General features: G+C 64.9%; 17 protein-coding genes and 1 tRNA gene. 8 read left to right on the forward strand and 10 right to left on the reverse strand.

Features of this window, described 5'->3' with window-relative positions; all coding sequences use genetic code 11:
* Positions 1 to 18 precede the first annotated feature (18 nt).
* From K225_RS0117710 to folC, 6 genes are all read right to left on the reverse strand, one after another.
* A tRNA-Ala gene (locus K225_RS0117710) sits at positions 19 to 94 on the reverse strand.
* Between the two features lie 66 nt (positions 95 to 160).
* Positions 161 to 1,576 carry a glutamate--tRNA ligase gene (gene gltX, locus K225_RS0117715; RefSeq protein ID WP_026437609.1) on the reverse strand — a complete coding sequence of 472 codons (1,416 nt, stop codon included), beginning with the start codon at positions 1,574 to 1,576 and terminating at the stop codon, positions 161 to 163.
* 95 nt (positions 1,577 to 1,671) lie between these two features.
* A complete protein-coding gene (purF, locus tag K225_RS0117720) occupies positions 1,672 to 3,177 on the reverse strand; it encodes an amidophosphoribosyltransferase (protein WP_026437610.1) in 1,506 nt (501 codons plus the stop codon).
* Positions 3,178 to 3,258: 81 nt separating this feature from the next.
* On the reverse strand, positions 3,259 to 3,747 hold the full coding sequence (locus tag K225_RS0117725) for a CvpA family protein (RefSeq protein ID WP_026437611.1): 489 nt from the start codon (positions 3,745 to 3,747) through the stop codon (positions 3,259 to 3,261).
* A 27-nt stretch (positions 3,748 to 3,774) separates the two neighbouring features.
* Positions 3,775 to 4,605: an SPOR domain-containing protein gene (locus tag K225_RS0117730; RefSeq protein ID WP_026437612.1), complete on the reverse strand. Its 831-nt coding sequence runs from the start codon at positions 4,603 to 4,605 to the stop codon at positions 3,775 to 3,777.
* A 22-nt stretch (positions 4,606 to 4,627) separates the two neighbouring features.
* The gene (gene folC, locus K225_RS0117735; protein WP_026437613.1) at positions 4,628 to 5,953 is read right to left on the reverse strand and encodes a bifunctional tetrahydrofolate synthase/dihydrofolate synthase; all 1,326 of its coding nucleotides are present in this window, start codon (positions 5,951 to 5,953) and stop codon (positions 4,628 to 4,630) included.
* A gap of 212 nt (positions 5,954 to 6,165) precedes the next feature.
* On the opposite strand from folC, the gene K225_RS0117740 reads away from it, so the two are divergent.
* The 5 genes from K225_RS0117740 (at position 6,166) to K225_RS0117760 (ending at position 9,828) form a co-directional block, all read left to right on the forward strand.
* Positions 6,166 to 6,552, forward strand: coding sequence for an arsenate reductase (locus tag K225_RS0117740; protein ID WP_034713267.1), 387 nt, complete (start codon positions 6,166 to 6,168; stop codon positions 6,550 to 6,552).
* Between the two features lie 123 nt (positions 6,553 to 6,675).
* On the forward strand, positions 6,676 to 7,344 hold the full coding sequence (locus tag K225_RS0117745) for a glycine zipper 2TM domain-containing protein (RefSeq protein ID WP_026437615.1): 669 nt from the start codon (positions 6,676 to 6,678) through the stop codon (positions 7,342 to 7,344).
* Between the two features lie 185 nt (positions 7,345 to 7,529).
* Positions 7,530 to 7,847, forward strand: a complete 318-nt coding sequence (locus tag K225_RS0117750; RefSeq protein WP_026437616.1) for a pyrimidine/purine nucleoside phosphorylase — start codon at positions 7,530 to 7,532, stop codon at positions 7,845 to 7,847.
* Positions 7,848 to 7,924: 77 nt separating this feature from the next.
* The gene (gene argG / locus K225_RS0117755) at positions 7,925 to 9,268 is read left to right on the forward strand and encodes an argininosuccinate synthase (RefSeq protein ID WP_026437617.1); all 1,344 of its coding nucleotides are present in this window, start codon (positions 7,925 to 7,927) and stop codon (positions 9,266 to 9,268) included.
* A 194-nt stretch (positions 9,269 to 9,462) separates the two neighbouring features.
* Complete coding sequence (locus tag K225_RS0117760; RefSeq protein WP_026437618.1) at positions 9,463 to 9,828, forward strand: SPW repeat protein; 366 nt, start codon at positions 9,463 to 9,465, stop codon at positions 9,826 to 9,828.
* A gap of 104 nt (positions 9,829 to 9,932) precedes the next feature.
* On the opposite strand, the gene murB is transcribed toward K225_RS0117760, so the two are convergent.
* Entirely contained in the window at positions 9,933 to 11,006 is a 1,074-nt protein-coding gene (gene murB / locus K225_RS0117765) for a UDP-N-acetylmuramate dehydrogenase (protein WP_026437619.1), read from the reverse strand.
* A 72-nt stretch (positions 11,007 to 11,078) separates the two neighbouring features.
* On the opposite strand from murB, the gene K225_RS0117770 reads away from it, so the two are divergent.
* The 3 genes from K225_RS0117770 to K225_RS0117780 all read left to right on the forward strand — a co-directional run bounded on the left by K225_RS0117770 (position 11,079) and on the right by K225_RS0117780 (position 13,317).
* A complete protein-coding gene (locus K225_RS0117770) occupies positions 11,079 to 11,564 on the forward strand; it encodes a YajQ family cyclic di-GMP-binding protein (RefSeq protein ID WP_026437620.1) in 486 nt (161 codons plus the stop codon).
* Between the two features lie 63 nt (positions 11,565 to 11,627).
* Positions 11,628 to 12,278: a TIGR02281 family clan AA aspartic protease gene (locus tag K225_RS0117775; protein WP_026437621.1), complete on the forward strand. Its 651-nt coding sequence runs from the start codon at positions 11,628 to 11,630 to the stop codon at positions 12,276 to 12,278.
* A gap of 10 nt (positions 12,279 to 12,288) precedes the next feature.
* Positions 12,289 to 13,317 carry an HD-GYP domain-containing protein gene (locus tag K225_RS0117780; protein WP_026437622.1) on the forward strand — a complete coding sequence of 343 codons (1,029 nt, stop codon included), beginning with the start codon at positions 12,289 to 12,291 and terminating at the stop codon, positions 13,315 to 13,317.
* Between the two features lie 41 nt (positions 13,318 to 13,358).
* Here K225_RS0117780 and plsY read toward each other — a convergent pair whose 3' ends face one another.
* The 3 genes from plsY to K225_RS0117795 all read right to left on the reverse strand — a co-directional run bounded on the left by plsY (position 13,359) and on the right by K225_RS0117795 (position 15,688).
* On the reverse strand, positions 13,359 to 14,012 hold the full coding sequence (plsY, locus tag K225_RS0117785; protein WP_026437623.1) for a glycerol-3-phosphate 1-O-acyltransferase PlsY: 654 nt from the start codon (positions 14,010 to 14,012) through the stop codon (positions 13,359 to 13,361).
* A gap of 48 nt (positions 14,013 to 14,060) precedes the next feature.
* Positions 14,061 to 14,564, reverse strand: coding sequence for a Cys-tRNA(Pro) deacylase (gene ybaK, locus K225_RS0117790; protein ID WP_026437624.1), 504 nt, complete (start codon positions 14,562 to 14,564; stop codon positions 14,061 to 14,063).
* Positions 14,565 to 14,626: 62 nt separating this feature from the next.
* Positions 14,627 to 15,688 carry an aldo/keto reductase gene (locus K225_RS0117795; protein ID WP_026437625.1) on the reverse strand — a complete coding sequence of 354 codons (1,062 nt, stop codon included), beginning with the start codon at positions 15,686 to 15,688 and terminating at the stop codon, positions 14,627 to 14,629.
* Positions 15,689 to 15,837: the final 149 nt, after the last annotated feature.

The following is a 15,837-nucleotide window of genomic DNA, read 5'->3' on the forward strand; positions in this document are numbered from 1 at the left end:
ACAACAACCGACAAATTTTGGTGGAGGTAAACGGGATCGAACCGATGACCTCTTGCATGCCATGCAAGCGCTCTCCCAGCTGAGCTATACCCCCACTTCGATGGCAGCGATCACATTGCAATCGTTGTCATCATCTGAGCCTTGAATTATAGACAGATTTTTAGCGGTTTCGCAAACGCGCTACAACTTTTTCGCGTCCGACCAGTTCCAGCACGGCATCGACCGAAGGAGTGTGGGCCGTGCCCACGACCAGAACCCGCGCCGGCATGGCCAGCTGGGGCATCTTGAGTCCATGCGCCGCCAGCACCTGCTTGAACGCCGCGCTGATGGATGCCTTGTTCCAAGCGCAAGCGGACAACGCATCGGCCAGCGCATCCAGGGCAGGGGCAATGGCATCGGTCACATGCTGGGTGCGCTCTGCCTCCACGGGCAGCACGGCACCATAGAACACAAAGGCCCAGTCTGCAAGGGCCACCGTGGTATCGCAGCGGTCCTTGAACAGCGCGCAGATGCGAGGCAGTCGCCCATCGGCCAGATCGGCGGCGGCAATACCGCGCTTTGCCAGCTGGGGAGCCACCAGGGCCGCCAGTGCGTCATCGGCCATGGCTTTCAGGTGCTGTGCATTCACCCAGCGCAGCTTGGCTTCATCAAACTGCGCGGCGCTGCGCCCCAGATGGTCGAGGTTGAACCACTGCAGGAACTGCTCGCGGCTGAAGATTTCATCATCGCCATGGCTCCAGCCCAGGCGTGCCAGGTAATTGACCATGGCATCGGGCAGGTAGCCCTCGTCGCGGTATTGCGTGACGGGCTTGGCGCCGTTGCGCTTGCTCATCTTCTCGCCCTGCTCGTTGAGCACGGTGGGCAGGTGGGCATAGACCGGCGGTTCCTTGCCCAGGGCGCGGAAGATGTTGATCTGGCGCGGCGTGTTGTTCACATGGTCGTCACCCCGGATCACATGGGTGATGGCCATGTCGATGTCGTCCACCACCACGCAGAAGTTGTAGGTGGGCGTGCCGTCCGGGCGGGCAATCACCAGGTCGTCCAGTTCGTCGTTGCGGATCTCGATGCGGCCCTTGACCTTGTCTTCCCATGCCACCACGCCGCCTTGCGGGTTCTTGAAGCGCAAAACGGGCTGCACACCTGCCGGCACGGGGGGCAGGTTCTTGCCCGCCTCCGGACGCCAGGTGCCGTCATAGCGGGGCTTTTCCTTGGCGGCCATCTGCTTTTCGCGCAAGGCATCGAGCTCGGCCACGCTCATGTAGCAAGGGTATACATGGCCGGTGGCCTGCAGCTGGGCCAGCACTTCCTTGTAGCGGTCCATGCGTTGCATCTGGTAGAACGGACCTTCGTCGTGGTCCAGGCCCAGCCAGGCCATGCCTTCGATGATCACATCCACCGCAGCCTGGCTGGAACGCTCCAGGTCCGTGTCTTCGATGCGCAGGATGAAATCGCCGCCCGTGGCGCGGGCAAATGCCCAGGGGTAGAGCGCCGAGCGGATGTTGCCCAGGTGAATGAAGCCGGTAGGCGATGGTGCGAAACGGGTGCGCACATGCACGGGAGAATTCTGTTCAGTCATGGCATTCAGGCCGGCCGCATCGGGCCGGTATCATTGTCTTGGTCGGCAAGCGGGGGAGCAGCAGGCCACCCATGGCGGCCCCTGCGGCATCGCGCTCAGGCGAGCTGCGCATTGGGCAGTGCCAGGCGGGAAGTGTCTTCTTCCCCCTCCTCCACGCCCACCCGGCCGTCATTGAGGCGCGCGATATCGTCGGCGGTGATGTCACCGGTGACATACACACCGTCGAAACAGGAAGCATCAAACTCGGCAATGGCGGGGTTCAGGGCGCCAACGGCCCGTTTCATGCCGTCCACATCCTGGTAGATCAGCGCATCGCAGCCAATGGCCTGGCGCACCTCTTCCACCGTGCGGTCATGGGCGACCAGTTCGCTGCTGGTGGGCATGTCAATACCGTACACATTGGGGTAACGCACCGGCGGCGCAGCGCTGGCCAGATACACCTTGCGGGCACCGGCGTCGCGCGCCATCTGCACGATCTCGCGCGAGGTCGTGCCGCGCACGATGGAGTCGTCCACCAACAGCACGTTGCGGCCCTTGAACTCGCTGCCGATCACATTGAGCTTCTGGCGCACGGACTTCTTGCGCACGCCCTGCCCCGGCATGATGAAGGTGCGACCCACGTAGCGGTTCTTGACGAAACCCTCGCGGTACGGAATGCCCAGCAGATGCGCCAGCTGGGTTGCGCTGGGGCGGCTCGACTCGGGGATGGGGATGATCACATCGATCTCGTTCGGCGGCACGGTGGAGATCACCCGCTTGGCGAGCGTCTCGCCAAGATTGAGCCGAGCCTGGTAGACCGAAATGCCATCGAGCACCGAATCGGGCCGTGCCAGATAGACAAACTCGAAGATGCAGGGGTTGAGCTGCGGATTCTCGGCGCACTGGCGCGCATGCACCTGGCCATCGAGCGTGATGAAGATGGCTTCGCCCGGGTCGATATTGCGCTCGAAGACGTGCGACGTTCCCTCCAGTGCCACCGATTCGCTGCCCACCATCACGGTGCCATCCTGGCTGCGCCCCATGGCCAGGGGGCGGATGCCATGGGGGTCGCGAAAGGCCAGCAAACCATGGCCCGCAATCAGGGCAATGACGGCATACGAGCCCTTGATGCGCTTGTGCACCGCGCGCACTGCCGTAAAAACATCCTCGGGCTGCAGCGGCACACCGCGGGTGGCACGCTCAAGCTCGTGGGCAAACACGTTGAGCAGCACTTCCGAGTCACTGTCGGTGTTGGTATGCCGGTGATCGGTCTGGAAGAGCTCGTTGCGCAGGGACAGCGCATTGGTCAGGTTGCCGTTGTGCACCAGCACGATGCCAAACGGTGCGTTCACATAAAACGGCTGCGCCTCTTCTTCACTGAAGGCATTGCCCGCCGTGGGGTAGCGCACCTGGCCCAGCCCCACATTGCCCGGCAAGGCCCGCATGTTGCGCGTGCGAAACACATCGCGCACCATGCCCTTGGCCTTGTGCATGAAGAATTTGCGGCCCTGCTGGGTCACGATGCCCGCAGCATCCTGGCCCCGGTGCTGCAGCAGCAGCAAGGCGTCATAGATCAGCTGGTTGACGGGCGCGGTGCTGACGACGCCGACGATTCCACACATAGTTCGATTCCATCCATTTGCGGGAACAGCCCCGCGTCAATTTGCTTGGCAACAGCTTGTGGCCGCTGCCCTGTCACTCTGTCAGGAAGGCAGATGCCTTCCAAATTCTTCCGGCAATGCGGGTTTCAGGCTCTTGAGCAAGCCACCCAGCACCGGTGCGCTGTGCGACTCCTGCCACCACGCCGCCTCCTGCAGGGGCGTCAAGCCCACCACCACGGCCACCACCAATAGCAAGATGAGGCCCCGCACCACGCCAAACAAGGCCCCCAGCGTTCGGTCCGCGGGACGCAATCCGATGGCGTCCACCAGCTTCTTGGCCAGCCAGGCCAGAAAGCCGCAGGCAAACACCGCACCGACAAAGACCACGATGAAGCCCGCCGCATAGCGCAGTGCTCCATCGGAATCGCCCAGAGGCAGCACCGACGCCATGTCGGACGCAAACCACTGGGCCACAAAAAATGAAACCACCCAGCCCGCCACGGACAACACCTCGAAGACCAGGCCCCGCCAGGCGCCGATCACCATCGAGGCCAGCAAAATTGCCGCAAAAATCCAGTCCAGCGATGCCATGGTGTGCAATGGCGCAGCCAACCGCGGCTACAGCGTCAGAACCGAGGCGGTCAACCCCAGTTCCTTGATGCGGCCGGCTGCCTTGTCGGCCTCGGCCCGGCTGGCCAGCGGCCCCACGCGCACACGCACGCGCCTGCCGTCCTTGGTATCCACTACCTGGGTATAGGTTTTGAGCCCGGCCCGCTCCAGTTTGGAGCGCGCCTCGCGGGCCTTGTCGGCATCGGCAAAAGCGCCCACCTGAACGATGAACCGGCCGTCCTCGGCCTGTGCGCTGGCAGCGGGCTGTGCGGTACGCCCTTCCAGCAAGGCCCGTGCCCGCACCGACTCATCGGCCGCTGCCGGCTTGTGCTCAGGCGCTGATGGCTTGGGATCGGGCTTGGGTTTGGGCTCCGGCTTCGGTTCGGGCACGGCCGCAGGCTTTGGCCTGGCCTCGGGTTTGGCAACGGCCTTTGCCGCCGCAGGCTCCTCCGATGCCGGCTGGACAGCGCGGCTGCTGGCCACCAGCTCCTCGCCATCGCCCAGGCCTGCACCAGCAGCGCTGCGCTCCGGCTGCGATGGCGCGGCAGCGGACCGCACTGCGGGCGCATCGGATTTGGCGGCGGGCACCACCAGTGGCGCCACCTTGTTGCGATCGGGGATTTCAATCGGAATGTCCACCGCAATGGGGCGCGGCTGCGTATCAAACAGCAGGGGAAACCCCAGGACGCCGAGCAAAACCAGCACCGCAGCGCCAATCAGGCGATGCCGTGCGCGCCGGCGCATGACTTCGATGCTTTCGCCCTGGGCCGAACGGGAGCGCTTGGCCGGCTTGTCAGCCGGCTCACTCTGACCGGGCCAACGAAACTTGAAAAATGCCATGGAGTAGGGACTCGTGCGGAGCTTAAGCGTCCAGATGTTTGGCGTGCAGGCGGGGGATGCCATCGATCAGCACACCACCCACCGTGTAAAACGAGCCGAAGACCACGATTCTATCAGCGGGGTCTGCTGCGGCCACGGCCGCCTGCAGGGCCTGCTGGGGATCGGCGTGGACGCTGGTGCCTACCTGCCGCCGCCCGCCGGACACCATCTGCAGCGCATTCCACTTCTGCTGCAGGACAGCGCCCGTCTCCGCGCGTGGCGTGGGCAGATCGGTGAAATACCAGTGGTCCACCAGGGGCCCCACCTTGGCCAGCATGGGGGCGAGGTCCTTGTCGGCCATGGCGCCAAACACGGCGTGCGTGGCCGGAAAATAGCCCATGGCATCCAGGTTGGCCGTGAGCGCCGCCACCGAATGCGGGTTGTGGGCCACATCCAGCACCAGGGTGGGCTGCCCCGGCACGATCTGGAAACGGCCGGGCAGCTCGACCAGCGCCAGCCCGTTGCGCACGGCCTGCGCCGTCACGGGCAGGCGTGTGCGCAGCGCTTCGAATGCCGCCAGCACGCCCGAGGCGTTGACCAGCTGGTTGGCCCCGCGCAGCGCCGGATAGGCCAGCCCCGCATAACGGCGCCCGCGCCCGGCCCAGCTCCATTGCTGCTTGTCGCCGGAAAAATTGAAATCATGGCCAAAGCGCCAGAGGTCGGCGCCGATTTCGCGCGCGTGGTCGATCACGCTCTGCGGCGCCATGGGGTCGCTCACCACCACCGGGCGCCCCGTGCGCATGATGCCGGCCTTTTCCCGGCCGATGCTCTCGCGGTCGGGCCCCAGGTATTCGGTGTGGTCGATGTCGATGCTGGTGATGATGGCGCAGTCGGCATCGATCACGTTGGTGGCGTCCAGCCGGCCGCCCAGCCCCACCTCCAGAATGGCGACATCCAGCAGCGAGTGGCTCAGCAGCCGCAGGATGGCCAGGGTGGTGAACTCGAAATAGGTCAGCGAAACATCGTTGCCATTTTGGGTTCTGGCGCTTTCCACAGCTTCGAAGTGCGCTATCAGATCAGAAGCATTCACGGCCTCGCCATGCACCCGGCAGCGTTCTTCGAAATGCACAAGGTGCGGCGAGGTGTACACCCCGGCACGAAAACCGGCCTGCTGGGCCACGGCCTCCAGCATGGCGCAGGTGGAGCCCTTGCCATTGGTGCCGGCCACGGTGATCACCGGACAGTCAAAACGCAGGTCCATGCGGGTGGCCACTTCACGGACCCGCTCCAGGCCCATGTCGATGTTCTGAGGGTGCAGGCGCTCGCAATGGCTGAGCCAGCCTTCCAGGGTGTGGATTTTGGTGTGCATACAGCGCCAATTGTCGCCCAGGGCGCAGCCTGGGATGACCTGCATGACCCTCGCGCGTCGGTGGTAGTGCGGATCGGGATGGGCCACAAGGCGTCTTTTTGCGGCCAATAGCCCGGCTATTGGCAAGAAAAGCAACGCGGTGGACCGCCCGAGGCCGCGCTATCGCAGACCGCAAGGAGTTATGCAGCTCATCCCTTGGCATGATGGCGGCCATGAAGACACCTCACATCACTCTGTACGGCATCCCCAACTGCGACACGGTCAAGAAGGCGCGCGCCTGGCTCACCGGGCAGGGACTGGAATACAGCTTCCACGATTTCAAGAAACAAGGCGTTCCGGCGGCACGCCTGCCCGACTGGCTGGCCGCCGTCGGCTGGCAAAAGCTGGTGAACCGGCAGGGAACCACCTGGCGCAAGCTGGACCCTGGCACCCAGGCAGCCGTGCACGACGATGCCAGCGCCAGCCAGCTGATGCTCGCGCACCCCAGCGCCATCAAGCGCCCGGTGGCGGAGTGGCGCCAGGGCGGGCACACCACCGTCACGGTCGGCTTCGATGCAGGGCGGTGGCAGGAGCTGCAGGCAGAACGGTCCGGGGACTGAACCGTCGAACCGCCGCACAGATCTTTACGCAGATTTACGCGACCCAGCCGCCGGATGGACGCGGTTGGCCGCAACTTTTTCCTGGCCTGGTGCGTTATGTACCGAACTGTCAGGAGCTTCGCCATGCAAAAGATTGCCCTATTTCCCATCCTGGTCGCCGTGGCCACCGCTGCGGCGGCACAGGAACAAGGCCGCGTGCTGTCGGCCACCCCCGTGCTGCAGCAGGTGGGTGTTCCACAGCAGGTATGCGGCAACGAAACCGTGTACAGCGGCTCGCGCAACTCGGGCGCGGGCGCCTTGCTGGGCGCGATTGCCGGTGGTGCGGCCGGCAATGCCGTGGGCCGCGGCGGCGGGCGCGCGGCAGCCACCGCCCTGGGGATCGTCGGCGGCGCCGTGCTGGGCAACCAGGTCGAAGGCAGCGGCCAGCCCCAGTACCAGAACGTGCAGCGCTGCACCACCGAAACGTATTACGAGAACCGCACCGTGGGCTATGACGTGGTGTATGAATATGCCGGGCGCCAGTACAGCACCCGCACCCAGACCGATCCGGGGGGCTGGATCCCCATCAGGGTCCAGCCGCTGACGGGCAACCAGGGGCAGCTCTACTCCACCCCGCCCGATCCCTACGGGCCGCAGGGCGTGTATGCGCAGCCGGGCATGGTCATACCCACCTACCAGGTCCAACCCAGCTACCCGGCCCCACCCACCTATGTGAACCCGCCCGTGACGGTGATCGAGTACGGCTATGGCCGCCCCTACTACCCGTCCCACCGCAATCCCTACTGGCGCTGAGCCGCATCGAGCGCCCTGCGGCAACAGAGCCCCTGCACGGGGCTCTTTTTATTGCCCGTCCAGCCCCGCGCAAGGCTGGCGTCTCGTCCATGCCCGCCCCTGTCCTCAGCGCCGGTCTATGATCTCGCAGGGGATCGTGAACAGGCTCTAAAATCCCGGGTTTCCTTCTTTCTACCCGCGCATCCATGACCACCGAAAAAATCGACGGCGTGTCCGTCACGACCCAAGCCAGTGTGTATTTCGACGGCAAGTGCGTGAGCCATGGCATCACGTTCCCCGACGGCACGAAGAAGTCGGTGGGCGTGATCCTGCCCGCCACGCTGACCTTCAACACCGGTGCGCCCGAGATCATGGAAGGCGTGGGCGGCTCCTGCGAATACAGGCTCGACGGTACGGACACCTGGGTGAAGTCGGGCGCTGGCGAGCGATTCAGCGTGCCCGGTAACTCGAAGTTCGACATCCGCGTGACCGAGGCCTACCACTACATCTGCCACTTCGGCTGAATTGCTTGAGCGCTTTTTTTGGGCCTCTCGCGCTGATGCAATAAGCGCTACAAGCTGTCATTTTTGAGAAATATTCCATGGCAACCATCCTCCAGAACCTGCCCCTCGGCCAGAAGGTCGGCATCGCTTTCTCCGGCGGCCTCGACACCAGCGCGGCCCTGCGCTGGATGAAGAACAAGGGCGCCCTGCCCTACGCCTACACGGCCAACCTGGGCCAGCCCGACGAGCCCGACTACGACGCCATTCCGCGCAAGGCCATGGAATACGGCGCCGAGGCGGCTCGCCTGATCGACTGCCGCACGCAGCTGGCCCACGAAGGCATCGCTGCGCTGCAGGCCGGCGCCTTCCACATCAGCACCGCCGGCGTGACCTACTTCAACACCACGCCACTGGGCCGCGCCGTCACCGGCACCATGCTGGTGTCGGCCATGAAGGAGGACGATGTCCACATCTGGGGCGACGGCTCCACCTTCAAGGGCAACGACATCGAGCGCTTTTACCGCTACGGCCTGCTCACCAACCCCTCGCTGCGCATCTACAAGCCCTGGCTGGACCAGCAGTTCATCGACGAACTCGGCGGCCGCGCCGAGATGTCGGCCTTCATGACCAAGGAAGGCTTCGGCTACAAGATGAGCGCCGAAAAGGCCTACAGCACCGACAGCAACATGCTGGGCGCCACTCATGAGGCCAAGGACCTGGAGTTTTTGAACAGCGGCATCAAGATCGTGAACCCCATCATGGGCGTGGCGTTCTGGAAGGACGACGTCGTGGTGAAGGCCGAGGAAGTGTCGGTCACCTTCAACGAAGGCCAGCCCGTGGCCCTGAACGGCAAGGAATACACCGACCCGGTCGAACTGATCCTGGAGGCCAACCGCATCGGCGGCCGCCACGGCCTCGGGATGAGCGACCAGATCGAAAACCGCATCATCGAAGCCAAGAGCCGCGGCATCTACGAAGCCCCCGGCCTGGCGCTGCTGCACATCGCCTACGAGCGCCTGGTGACCGGCATCCACAACGAAGACACCATCGAGCAGTACCGCATGAACGGCCTGAAACTCGGCCGCCTGCTCTACCAGGGCCGCTGGTTCGATCCCCAGGCCATCATGCTGCGCGAGACCGCCCAGCGCTGGGTGGCGCGCGCCATCACCGGCACCGTCACGCTGGAGCTGCGCCGCGGCAACGACTACTCGCTGCTCAACACCGAGTCGCCCAATCTGACCTATGCGCCCGAGCGCCTGTCGATGGAAAAGGTGGAAGACGCGCCGTTCTCGCCGCTCGACCGCATCGGCCAGCTGACCATGCGCAACCTCGACATCGTGGACACGCGCGCCAAGCTCATGACCTACGCCCAGTCGGGCCTGCTGACGCTGGGCCAGGGTTCGCCACTGCCGCAGCTGAGCGACGAAAGCCCTAAAAAATAAAAATCACCTCTGGCGCTTTCTGTATCAACGCGGAAAGCTATCAAAAACAGAGTAACCGCCCCGCCATCCGGTCGGGCGGTTTTTTCATGGGCGTGCACAGCACACCGTTGCCCCCGCACCAAGGAACCTCCCGTCCCAGCAGGCACTCCAATCCACTGCCGCCGACCTGATTTGCGGCGGCAGGAGGAACAGCCATGAAGCAAGTGAAACACTGGCAAGACCCTGCCAATGCGTTGATAGGTGCTTGGTTTGCGCTTTCGCCTTGGGTGCTGCGCTACCAGGATCAGTTGACGCCTACGGCCAACGGCGTGGTCGTCGGCCTGCTGCTGATCGCCGCCGCACTGGGCGCAACTCTGGTGCCACGGGCTTGGGAGGAGTGGACCGAGGGCGCGCTGGGGCTGTGGATGATCGTTTCGCCCTGGGTGCTGGGCTTTGGAACGCTCATGGACGCGACACGCAATGCCACCCTCTCCGGCATCGTTGTGCTCGGATTCGCCCTGTGGGTGCTGGCGACCGACAAGGACTACAGCGCCTGGTGGCATAACCGCACGGCGCATTGAAATGCGCGCCATGAAAAACCGCTCCCGGGCGGTTTTTCATGGCATTTCGGTTGGAAACCCTTTGACAGATTGCGTCATTGGCTATCAATCAAGAGCCAATCTACTCACCACACCACGGGCTCGGGCTCCAGCCGGATGCCAAAGCGCTCGTACACGCTGGTCTGGATGGCGCGGGCCAGCGTCATCACCTCGCCGCCGGTCACGCTGCCGGCGCCTTGGCCACGGTTGACCAGCACCAGCGCCTGCTTTTCGTACACACCGGCCTTGCCCACACTCTTGCCCTTCCAGCCGCAGGCGTCGATCAGCCAGCCGGCCGCCAGCTTGATGCTGCCGTCGGGCATGGGGTAGTGCACGATCTTGGGGTCGCGCGCGATGATGTCGGCGCACTGCTCGGGCGTCACCGTGGGGTTCTTGAAGAAACTGCCGGCATTGCCCACCACGGCCGGGTCGGGCAGCTTGGCGCGGCGGATGTCGCACACCCATTCAAATATCTGCTGCGCCGTGGGTTGATCGATACCCGCCTCGGCGCGCCTGCGCTCCAGGTCCAAGTAGCCCAGCACCGGTTTCCAGGGCCTGGGCAGGCGAAAGCGCACATGGGTGATGACAGCGCGGCCGGCCAGGCCCATGCCGCGCGGCAGGCCACCTTCGGCCGGCGACGGCGAAGGCGCATGCTTGAACACCGAATCCCGGTAGCCGAAGGCGCACTGGGCGGCATCGAGCGTGAAACCCTGGCCGGTGGCCAGGTCGACCGCATCCAGCGACTCAAACCGGTCCTGCAGCTCCACGCCATAGGCGCCGATGTTCTGCACCGGCGATGCGCCCACCGTGCCGGGGATCAGCGCCAGGTTTTCGAGCCCCGCAAACCCTTGCGCCAGCGTCCAGGCCACCGTGTCGTGCCAGACCTCGCCCGCGCCGGCCTCGACGATCCAGGCCCGGTCGGTTGCTTCCACCAGGCGCAGGCCCTTGATCTCCATCTTGAGCACCACGGGCCTGACGTCCCCGGTCAGCACGATGTTGCTGCCACCGCCCAGAACCAGTTTGGGCAAGGGGGCCAGTTGTGCATCTGCCAGGACAGCGTGCAAATCTTCCACGGAGCGCACCCTAACCAGGGTGTGGGCACGCGCCACGATGCCAAAGGTGTTGCAGGGCTGCAAAGGGACGTTTTTCTCGACTACCATTGGCCCGATTGTCGCACCGGGGGCCTGCGCGCCCGCCGGGACCACCCCGTTTCCGAGAGACCGAGAACTGCCATGCCCTCTTTTGACACCATCTGTGAAGCCAACCTCGTTGAAGTGAAGAATGCGGTGGAAAACACCGTGAAGGAAATCACCACCCGCTTTGATTTCAAGGGCACCTCGGCCAGCATTGAAATCAAGGACAAGGAAATCACCCTGGTGGGCGATGCCGAGTTCCAGCTCACCCAGATCGAGGACGTGCTGCGCAACAAGCTCACCAAGCGCAACGTGGATGTGCGCTTTCTCGACATGGGCGATGTGCAGAAGATGGGCGGCGACAAGGTCAAGCAGGTCATCAAGGTGCGCAATGGCATCGAAAGCGAGCTGGCCAAGAAACTGCAAAAGCTCATGAAGGAGAGCAAGCTCAAGGTGCAGGCCGCCATCCAGGAGGACAAGGTGCGCGTGACCGGCGCCAAGCGCGACGACCTGCAGGCGGCCATGGCGCTGATCCGCAAGGAAATCAACGACGTGCCGCTGTCTTTCGACAACTTCCGCGACTGATATCCCGGGCCCGCCCCTTTGCGCCCACCGTACGCAATGCACCTCTGGCGCCTGCACCGCACCATGAACCGGCACCCTTTCCGCCCTGCCCTGGCGATGCTGGCCGCATTGCTGCTCGCACCCCTGTGTGCGCGCGCGCAGACGGCGGCCCTGGGTGGCATTCTGGGCAGCAAGGCCCTGCTCATCGTCAACAACGGTGCGCCCCGGGGTGTGGGCGCCGGCGAATCCCACCAGGGCGTGAAGGTGGTCGCCGTCGGCAAGGACGAGGCGTTGGTGGAGATCGCGGGCAGCCAGCGCACCCTGCGCCTGGGTGAAGCGCCGGTGAGCGTGGGCAGCAAGAGCAGCGGCCGGCGCGTGGTCCTGACGGCCGACAGCCAGGGGCATTTCGTCAACAGCGGCACCATCAATGGCAGCACCATGCAATACATGGTGGACACGGGCGCTTCCACCGTGGCCATCGGCCGCCCCGATGCGGAGCGCATGGAACTCAAGTACCTGAGCGGCCAGCCCGTGCGCATGAGCACCGCCAACGGCGTCACCGAGGGCTGGCTCATGACGCTCGATTCGGTGCGCATCGGCGATGTCGAGGTGTACGGCGTCGAGGCCATCGTCACGCCCCAGCCCATGCCCTTCGTGTTGCTGGGCAACAGCTTTCTCACCGAGTTCCGGATCACCCGCACCAACGATCAGATGGTGCTGGAAAAGCGCCACTGATCCCTCGCCCATGTCGTCCGCCCGACTTCCCCCTGGCAACCCGCGCCACGATGGCGAGTACGAAGACCTTCTGGGTCTGTGGTCCGACCTGGAATCGGCACTGTCCGTCGTGCTTTCCATGCCGCTTCGGGTGCAGGATTTCCCGGCCAAGGTGCGCCAGCTCGACCACTGGCTGCAGGACCTGGTGACCCACGACATAGATGCCGCGCTGTACCTGATGTTCCAGCTGGCCTCCACCTCCACGGTGGGCTACAGCGCATCGCACGCGGTGGTGTGTGGCACCCTGTGCCACATCATGGCGCAGGAGCTGCAATTGCCCGCCCGGGAGCGCGACAGCCTGGTGCGCGCAGCCCTCACCATGAATATCGCCATGACGGCGCTGCAGGACGTGCTGGCCGAACAACGAGAAAAGCCCAGCAGTGCGCAGCAGGAAGCGATCCGCAACCACCCCCAGGAAAGCCAGGCCCTGCTCGAACGCCTGTTCATCACCGACGACCTCTGGCTGGACGTGGTGGGACAGCACCACGCCAGCATTTCCAACCACGTGCCGCTGGCCGACCAGGAACCACAGGACCGGCTGACCCGCATCCTGGGCACCATCGACCGTTACGCCGCCATGATCAGCCCGCGCAAATCGCGCGCCGGCCGCAGCGCCACCGACTCCGTGCGCGCCATCGTCGGTCACGAAGTCGACCAGCGCGACGAAGTGGGCTACGCGCTGGTGCGCTCGGTCGGCCTGTGCCCGCCGGGCACCTTTGTGCGCCTGGACAACGGGGATACGGCCATCGTGCTGCGTCGAGGTGAAAAGGCCAACCAGCCCCTCGTGGCCAGCCTGCTGGACCGCACGGGGGCACACCACGCGCGGCCCGGCATCTACCAGATCGCTGCGGTGGGCAAGCCGCGCATCCAGTCGGCCCTGGCCCGCTCTACCGTGACGATGGAGCTCAACCACCGCACGATGGTGCGGCTGGGGCTGTATGCGGCCACTCCGCACAACTCGAACCTGATGGGGCTGGTGACGGCGTCCGGCGCACTCTGAGCCTTCCGCGGCAGGTCTGCAGGACGCCAGGCCGGGCGCTACTACGGCTTGTGGCTGGATTCCGGGGTCGGCTTGGACCGCCCCAGGCGCGACTCCTTGCCTTCGATCAGGCGCCGGATGTTGTCCTTGTGGCGCCAGGCCAGCAGCATGGACATGACAGCGATGGCCACCGCAATGCTGGTCTCGGCATACCAGACCACGCCGCTGACCAGCAGGTAATACACCGGTGCAAACACCGCAGCCACCAGCGAGGCCAGCGACGAATACCGGAAGAAGAACGCCACGATGAGCCAGGTGAGCGCGGTGGCCAGCCCCAGCCAGCCACTGATGCCCAGCAGCACGCCCAATGCGGTGGCCACGCCCTTGCCACCCTCGAAGCGGAAGAACACGGGCCACAGGTGCCCCAGGAAAGCCGCCAGCCCCACCAGCGCCATCGTGCCATCCTCCAGGCCATAGGGCTTGCCAAACCAGCGTACCAGCACCACAGGCAGCCAGCCTTTCACCGCGTCGAGCAGCAGGGTGACGATGGCGGCGGCCTTGCTGCCCGAACGCAGCACGTTGGTGGCACCGGGGTTTTTGCTACCGTAGGTGCGCGGGTCATTGAGCCCCATGAGGCGCGTCACGATGACGGCAAACGACAGCGAGCCCAGCAGGTAGGCAGCCACAGTGGCAAGGACGGGGTACACGGCGTTCAAATCAGCTCCTTCGGGGGACAACAACACGGCGCGGTGCGCCGGGGCGGCCTATTCTGCCAGCGCGCAATGCACCGGCCGGGCCCCCAGCAGCTGCACGCACGCCTGCGGGTCGATCTGCACCAGAAAACCACGCCGCCCGCCGTTGATGGCGATGCGCGGCAGCGCAAGAATGCTTTCCTCGATGAACACCGGCATGGCCTTGCGCGTGCCAAACGGCGAGGTGCCACCCACCAGGTAGCCGCTGTGGCGGTTAGCCACCTCGGGCTTGCAGGGCTCGACCGACTTGGCGCCGATCTGCCGCGCCAGGTTCTTGGTGGACACCTTGCAATCGCCATGCATGAGGACGATGAGCGGCCTGGCATCCTGGTCCTGCATCACCAGCGTCTTGACCACGGTGTGCTCATGCAGCCCCAGGCTGGCCGCGCTGTGCGCGGTGCCGCCATGCTCCACATAGTCATAAGGGTGCTCGGTGAATTCCACCTGGTGCGCCTTGAGCATCTGCGTCGCGGGGGTCTCGCTCACATGCACGCCCTTGCTGTCCTTTTTGGCCATGGTTGCTTCAAAAATAATAGCTGGTAGCGCTCACTCGGAAAGCGTTAAAAGCCTGTTTCATCTCAAATGGCAGGATCACCCACCTGCCAGCGGATCTGGTCGATGGCCGCCAGCAGCTCGGGCGAGAGCGCGGTGTCCCAGGCGGCCAGGTCTTCGTCGAGCTGTGCCAGCGAGGTCACGCCGATGATGGTGCTGGCCACGCGCCAGTTGCCGTAGCAGAAGGCCAGCGCCAGCTGCGTGGGTGTGAGGCCATGCTCGCGCGCAAGCTGGTTGTAGCGGCGCGCGGCGGCCAGCGCCTCGGGGCGGCCCCAGCGCTGCCTGCGCACCGACTCATAGCTGGCAATGCGGGCGCCCTGGGGTGCGTTGGGCCCTTCGATGCCACTGGCGTCGTATTTGCCCGTCAGCAGGCCAAAGCCCAGCGGCGAATAGGCCAGCAGCGACACGTTCAGGCGGTGGCAGGTTTCGTCGAGGGCGTTGTCGTAGCTGCGGTTGATCAGGCAATACGGGTTCTGCACCGTCGCCACGCGCGGCAGGCCATGCGCCTCGGCCAGGCGCACGAACTCGTGCACGCCATAGGGCGTTTCGTTCGACAGGCCCACATGGCGCACCTTGCCGGCCTTGACCAGCCCAGCCAGTGCCTGCAGCTGCTCGTGGATGGGCGTCTGCGCGGTTTCCTTGGCCGGGTCGTAGTACTTGGTGCCAAAGGCCGGCACATGGCGCTCGGGCCAGTGGATCTGGTAGAGGTCGATCACATCGGTCTGCAGGCGGCGCAGGCTGCCCTCGCACGAAGCCACGATGTCGGCGGCCGTCATGCCTTTGCCTTCGCGAATCCAGGGCATGCCGCGCGAGGGGCCGGCCACCTTGCTGGCCAGCACCAGCTTCTGGCGCGCCCCGGGGTTCTTGGCAAACCAGCGGCCGATGATGGTTTCGGTGGCGCCAAACGTGGGCGCCCGGGCCGGCACGGCATACATCTCGGCGGTGTCGATGAAATTGACCCCGCGCGCCAGCGAGCGGTCGAGAATGGCGTGGGCGTCGCTCTCGCCCACCTGCTCGCCGAAGGTCATGGTGCCCAGGCAGATGGGGGTGACATGCAGGCCGGTCTGACCGAGCTGGATGGTTTTCATGCAGGCTCCCGTAAATAAGCAAGGCAGGAGTGTACGGGGACCGTGCCCCCTGCGTCCGGCAGGCCACGGCGCATCGCACTTGAACTGCACTGCAGTTTTCGTTTGCGCTCAGGCCGTGTTTTGCGGGCACGCAAGACTGCATATCGCAA

It is taken from the genome of Acidovorax sp. JHL-9, from assembly GCF_000426205.1.
GTDB classification, from domain to species: domain Bacteria; phylum Pseudomonadota; class Gammaproteobacteria; order Burkholderiales; family Burkholderiaceae_C; genus Acidovorax; species Acidovorax soli.

What these genes read in the sequence shown, in the direction of transcription:
- gltX (WP_026437609.1), bottom strand. Translation starts at nt 1,576, where the DNA reads ATGACTGAACAGAATTCTCCCGTGCATGTGCGCACCCGTTTCGCACCA.
- argG (WP_026437617.1), top strand. Translation starts at nt 7,925, where the DNA reads ATGGCAACCATCCTCCAGAACCTGCCCCTCGGCCAGAAGGTCGGCATC.
- K225_RS0117770 (WP_026437620.1), top strand. Translation starts at nt 11,079, where the DNA reads ATGCCCTCTTTTGACACCATCTGTGAAGCCAACCTCGTTGAAGTGAAG.
- K225_RS0117730 (WP_026437612.1), bottom strand. Translation starts at nt 4,605, where the DNA reads ATGGCATTTTTCAAGTTTCGTTGGCCCGGTCAGAGTGAGCCGGCTGAC.
- K225_RS0117760 (WP_026437618.1), top strand. Translation starts at nt 9,463, where the DNA reads ATGAAGCAAGTGAAACACTGGCAAGACCCTGCCAATGCGTTGATAGGT.
- K225_RS0117775 (WP_026437621.1), top strand. Translation starts at nt 11,628, where the DNA reads ATGAACCGGCACCCTTTCCGCCCTGCCCTGGCGATGCTGGCCGCATTG.
- murB (WP_026437619.1), bottom strand. Translation starts at nt 11,006, where the DNA reads ATGGTAGTCGAGAAAAACGTCCCTTTGCAGCCCTGCAACACCTTTGGC.
- K225_RS0117725 (WP_026437611.1), bottom strand. Translation starts at nt 3,747, where the DNA reads ATGGCATCGCTGGACTGGATTTTTGCGGCAATTTTGCTGGCCTCGATG.
- K225_RS0117740 (WP_034713267.1), top strand. Translation starts at nt 6,166, where the DNA reads ATGAAGACACCTCACATCACTCTGTACGGCATCCCCAACTGCGACACG.
- purF (WP_026437610.1), bottom strand. Translation starts at nt 3,177, where the DNA reads ATGTGTGGAATCGTCGGCGTCGTCAGCACCGCGCCCGTCAACCAGCTG.
- K225_RS0117795 (WP_026437625.1), bottom strand. Translation starts at nt 15,688, where the DNA reads ATGAAAACCATCCAGCTCGGTCAGACCGGCCTGCATGTCACCCCCATC.
- ybaK (WP_026437624.1), bottom strand. Translation starts at nt 14,564, where the DNA reads ATGGCCAAAAAGGACAGCAAGGGCGTGCATGTGAGCGAGACCCCCGCG.
- K225_RS0117780 (WP_026437622.1), top strand. Translation starts at nt 12,289, where the DNA reads ATGTCGTCCGCCCGACTTCCCCCTGGCAACCCGCGCCACGATGGCGAG.
- K225_RS0117750 (WP_026437616.1), top strand. Translation starts at nt 7,530, where the DNA reads ATGACCACCGAAAAAATCGACGGCGTGTCCGTCACGACCCAAGCCAGT.
- K225_RS0117745 (WP_026437615.1), top strand. Translation starts at nt 6,676, where the DNA reads ATGCAAAAGATTGCCCTATTTCCCATCCTGGTCGCCGTGGCCACCGCT.
- folC (WP_026437613.1), bottom strand. Translation starts at nt 5,953, where the DNA reads ATGCACACCAAAATCCACACCCTGGAAGGCTGGCTCAGCCATTGCGAG.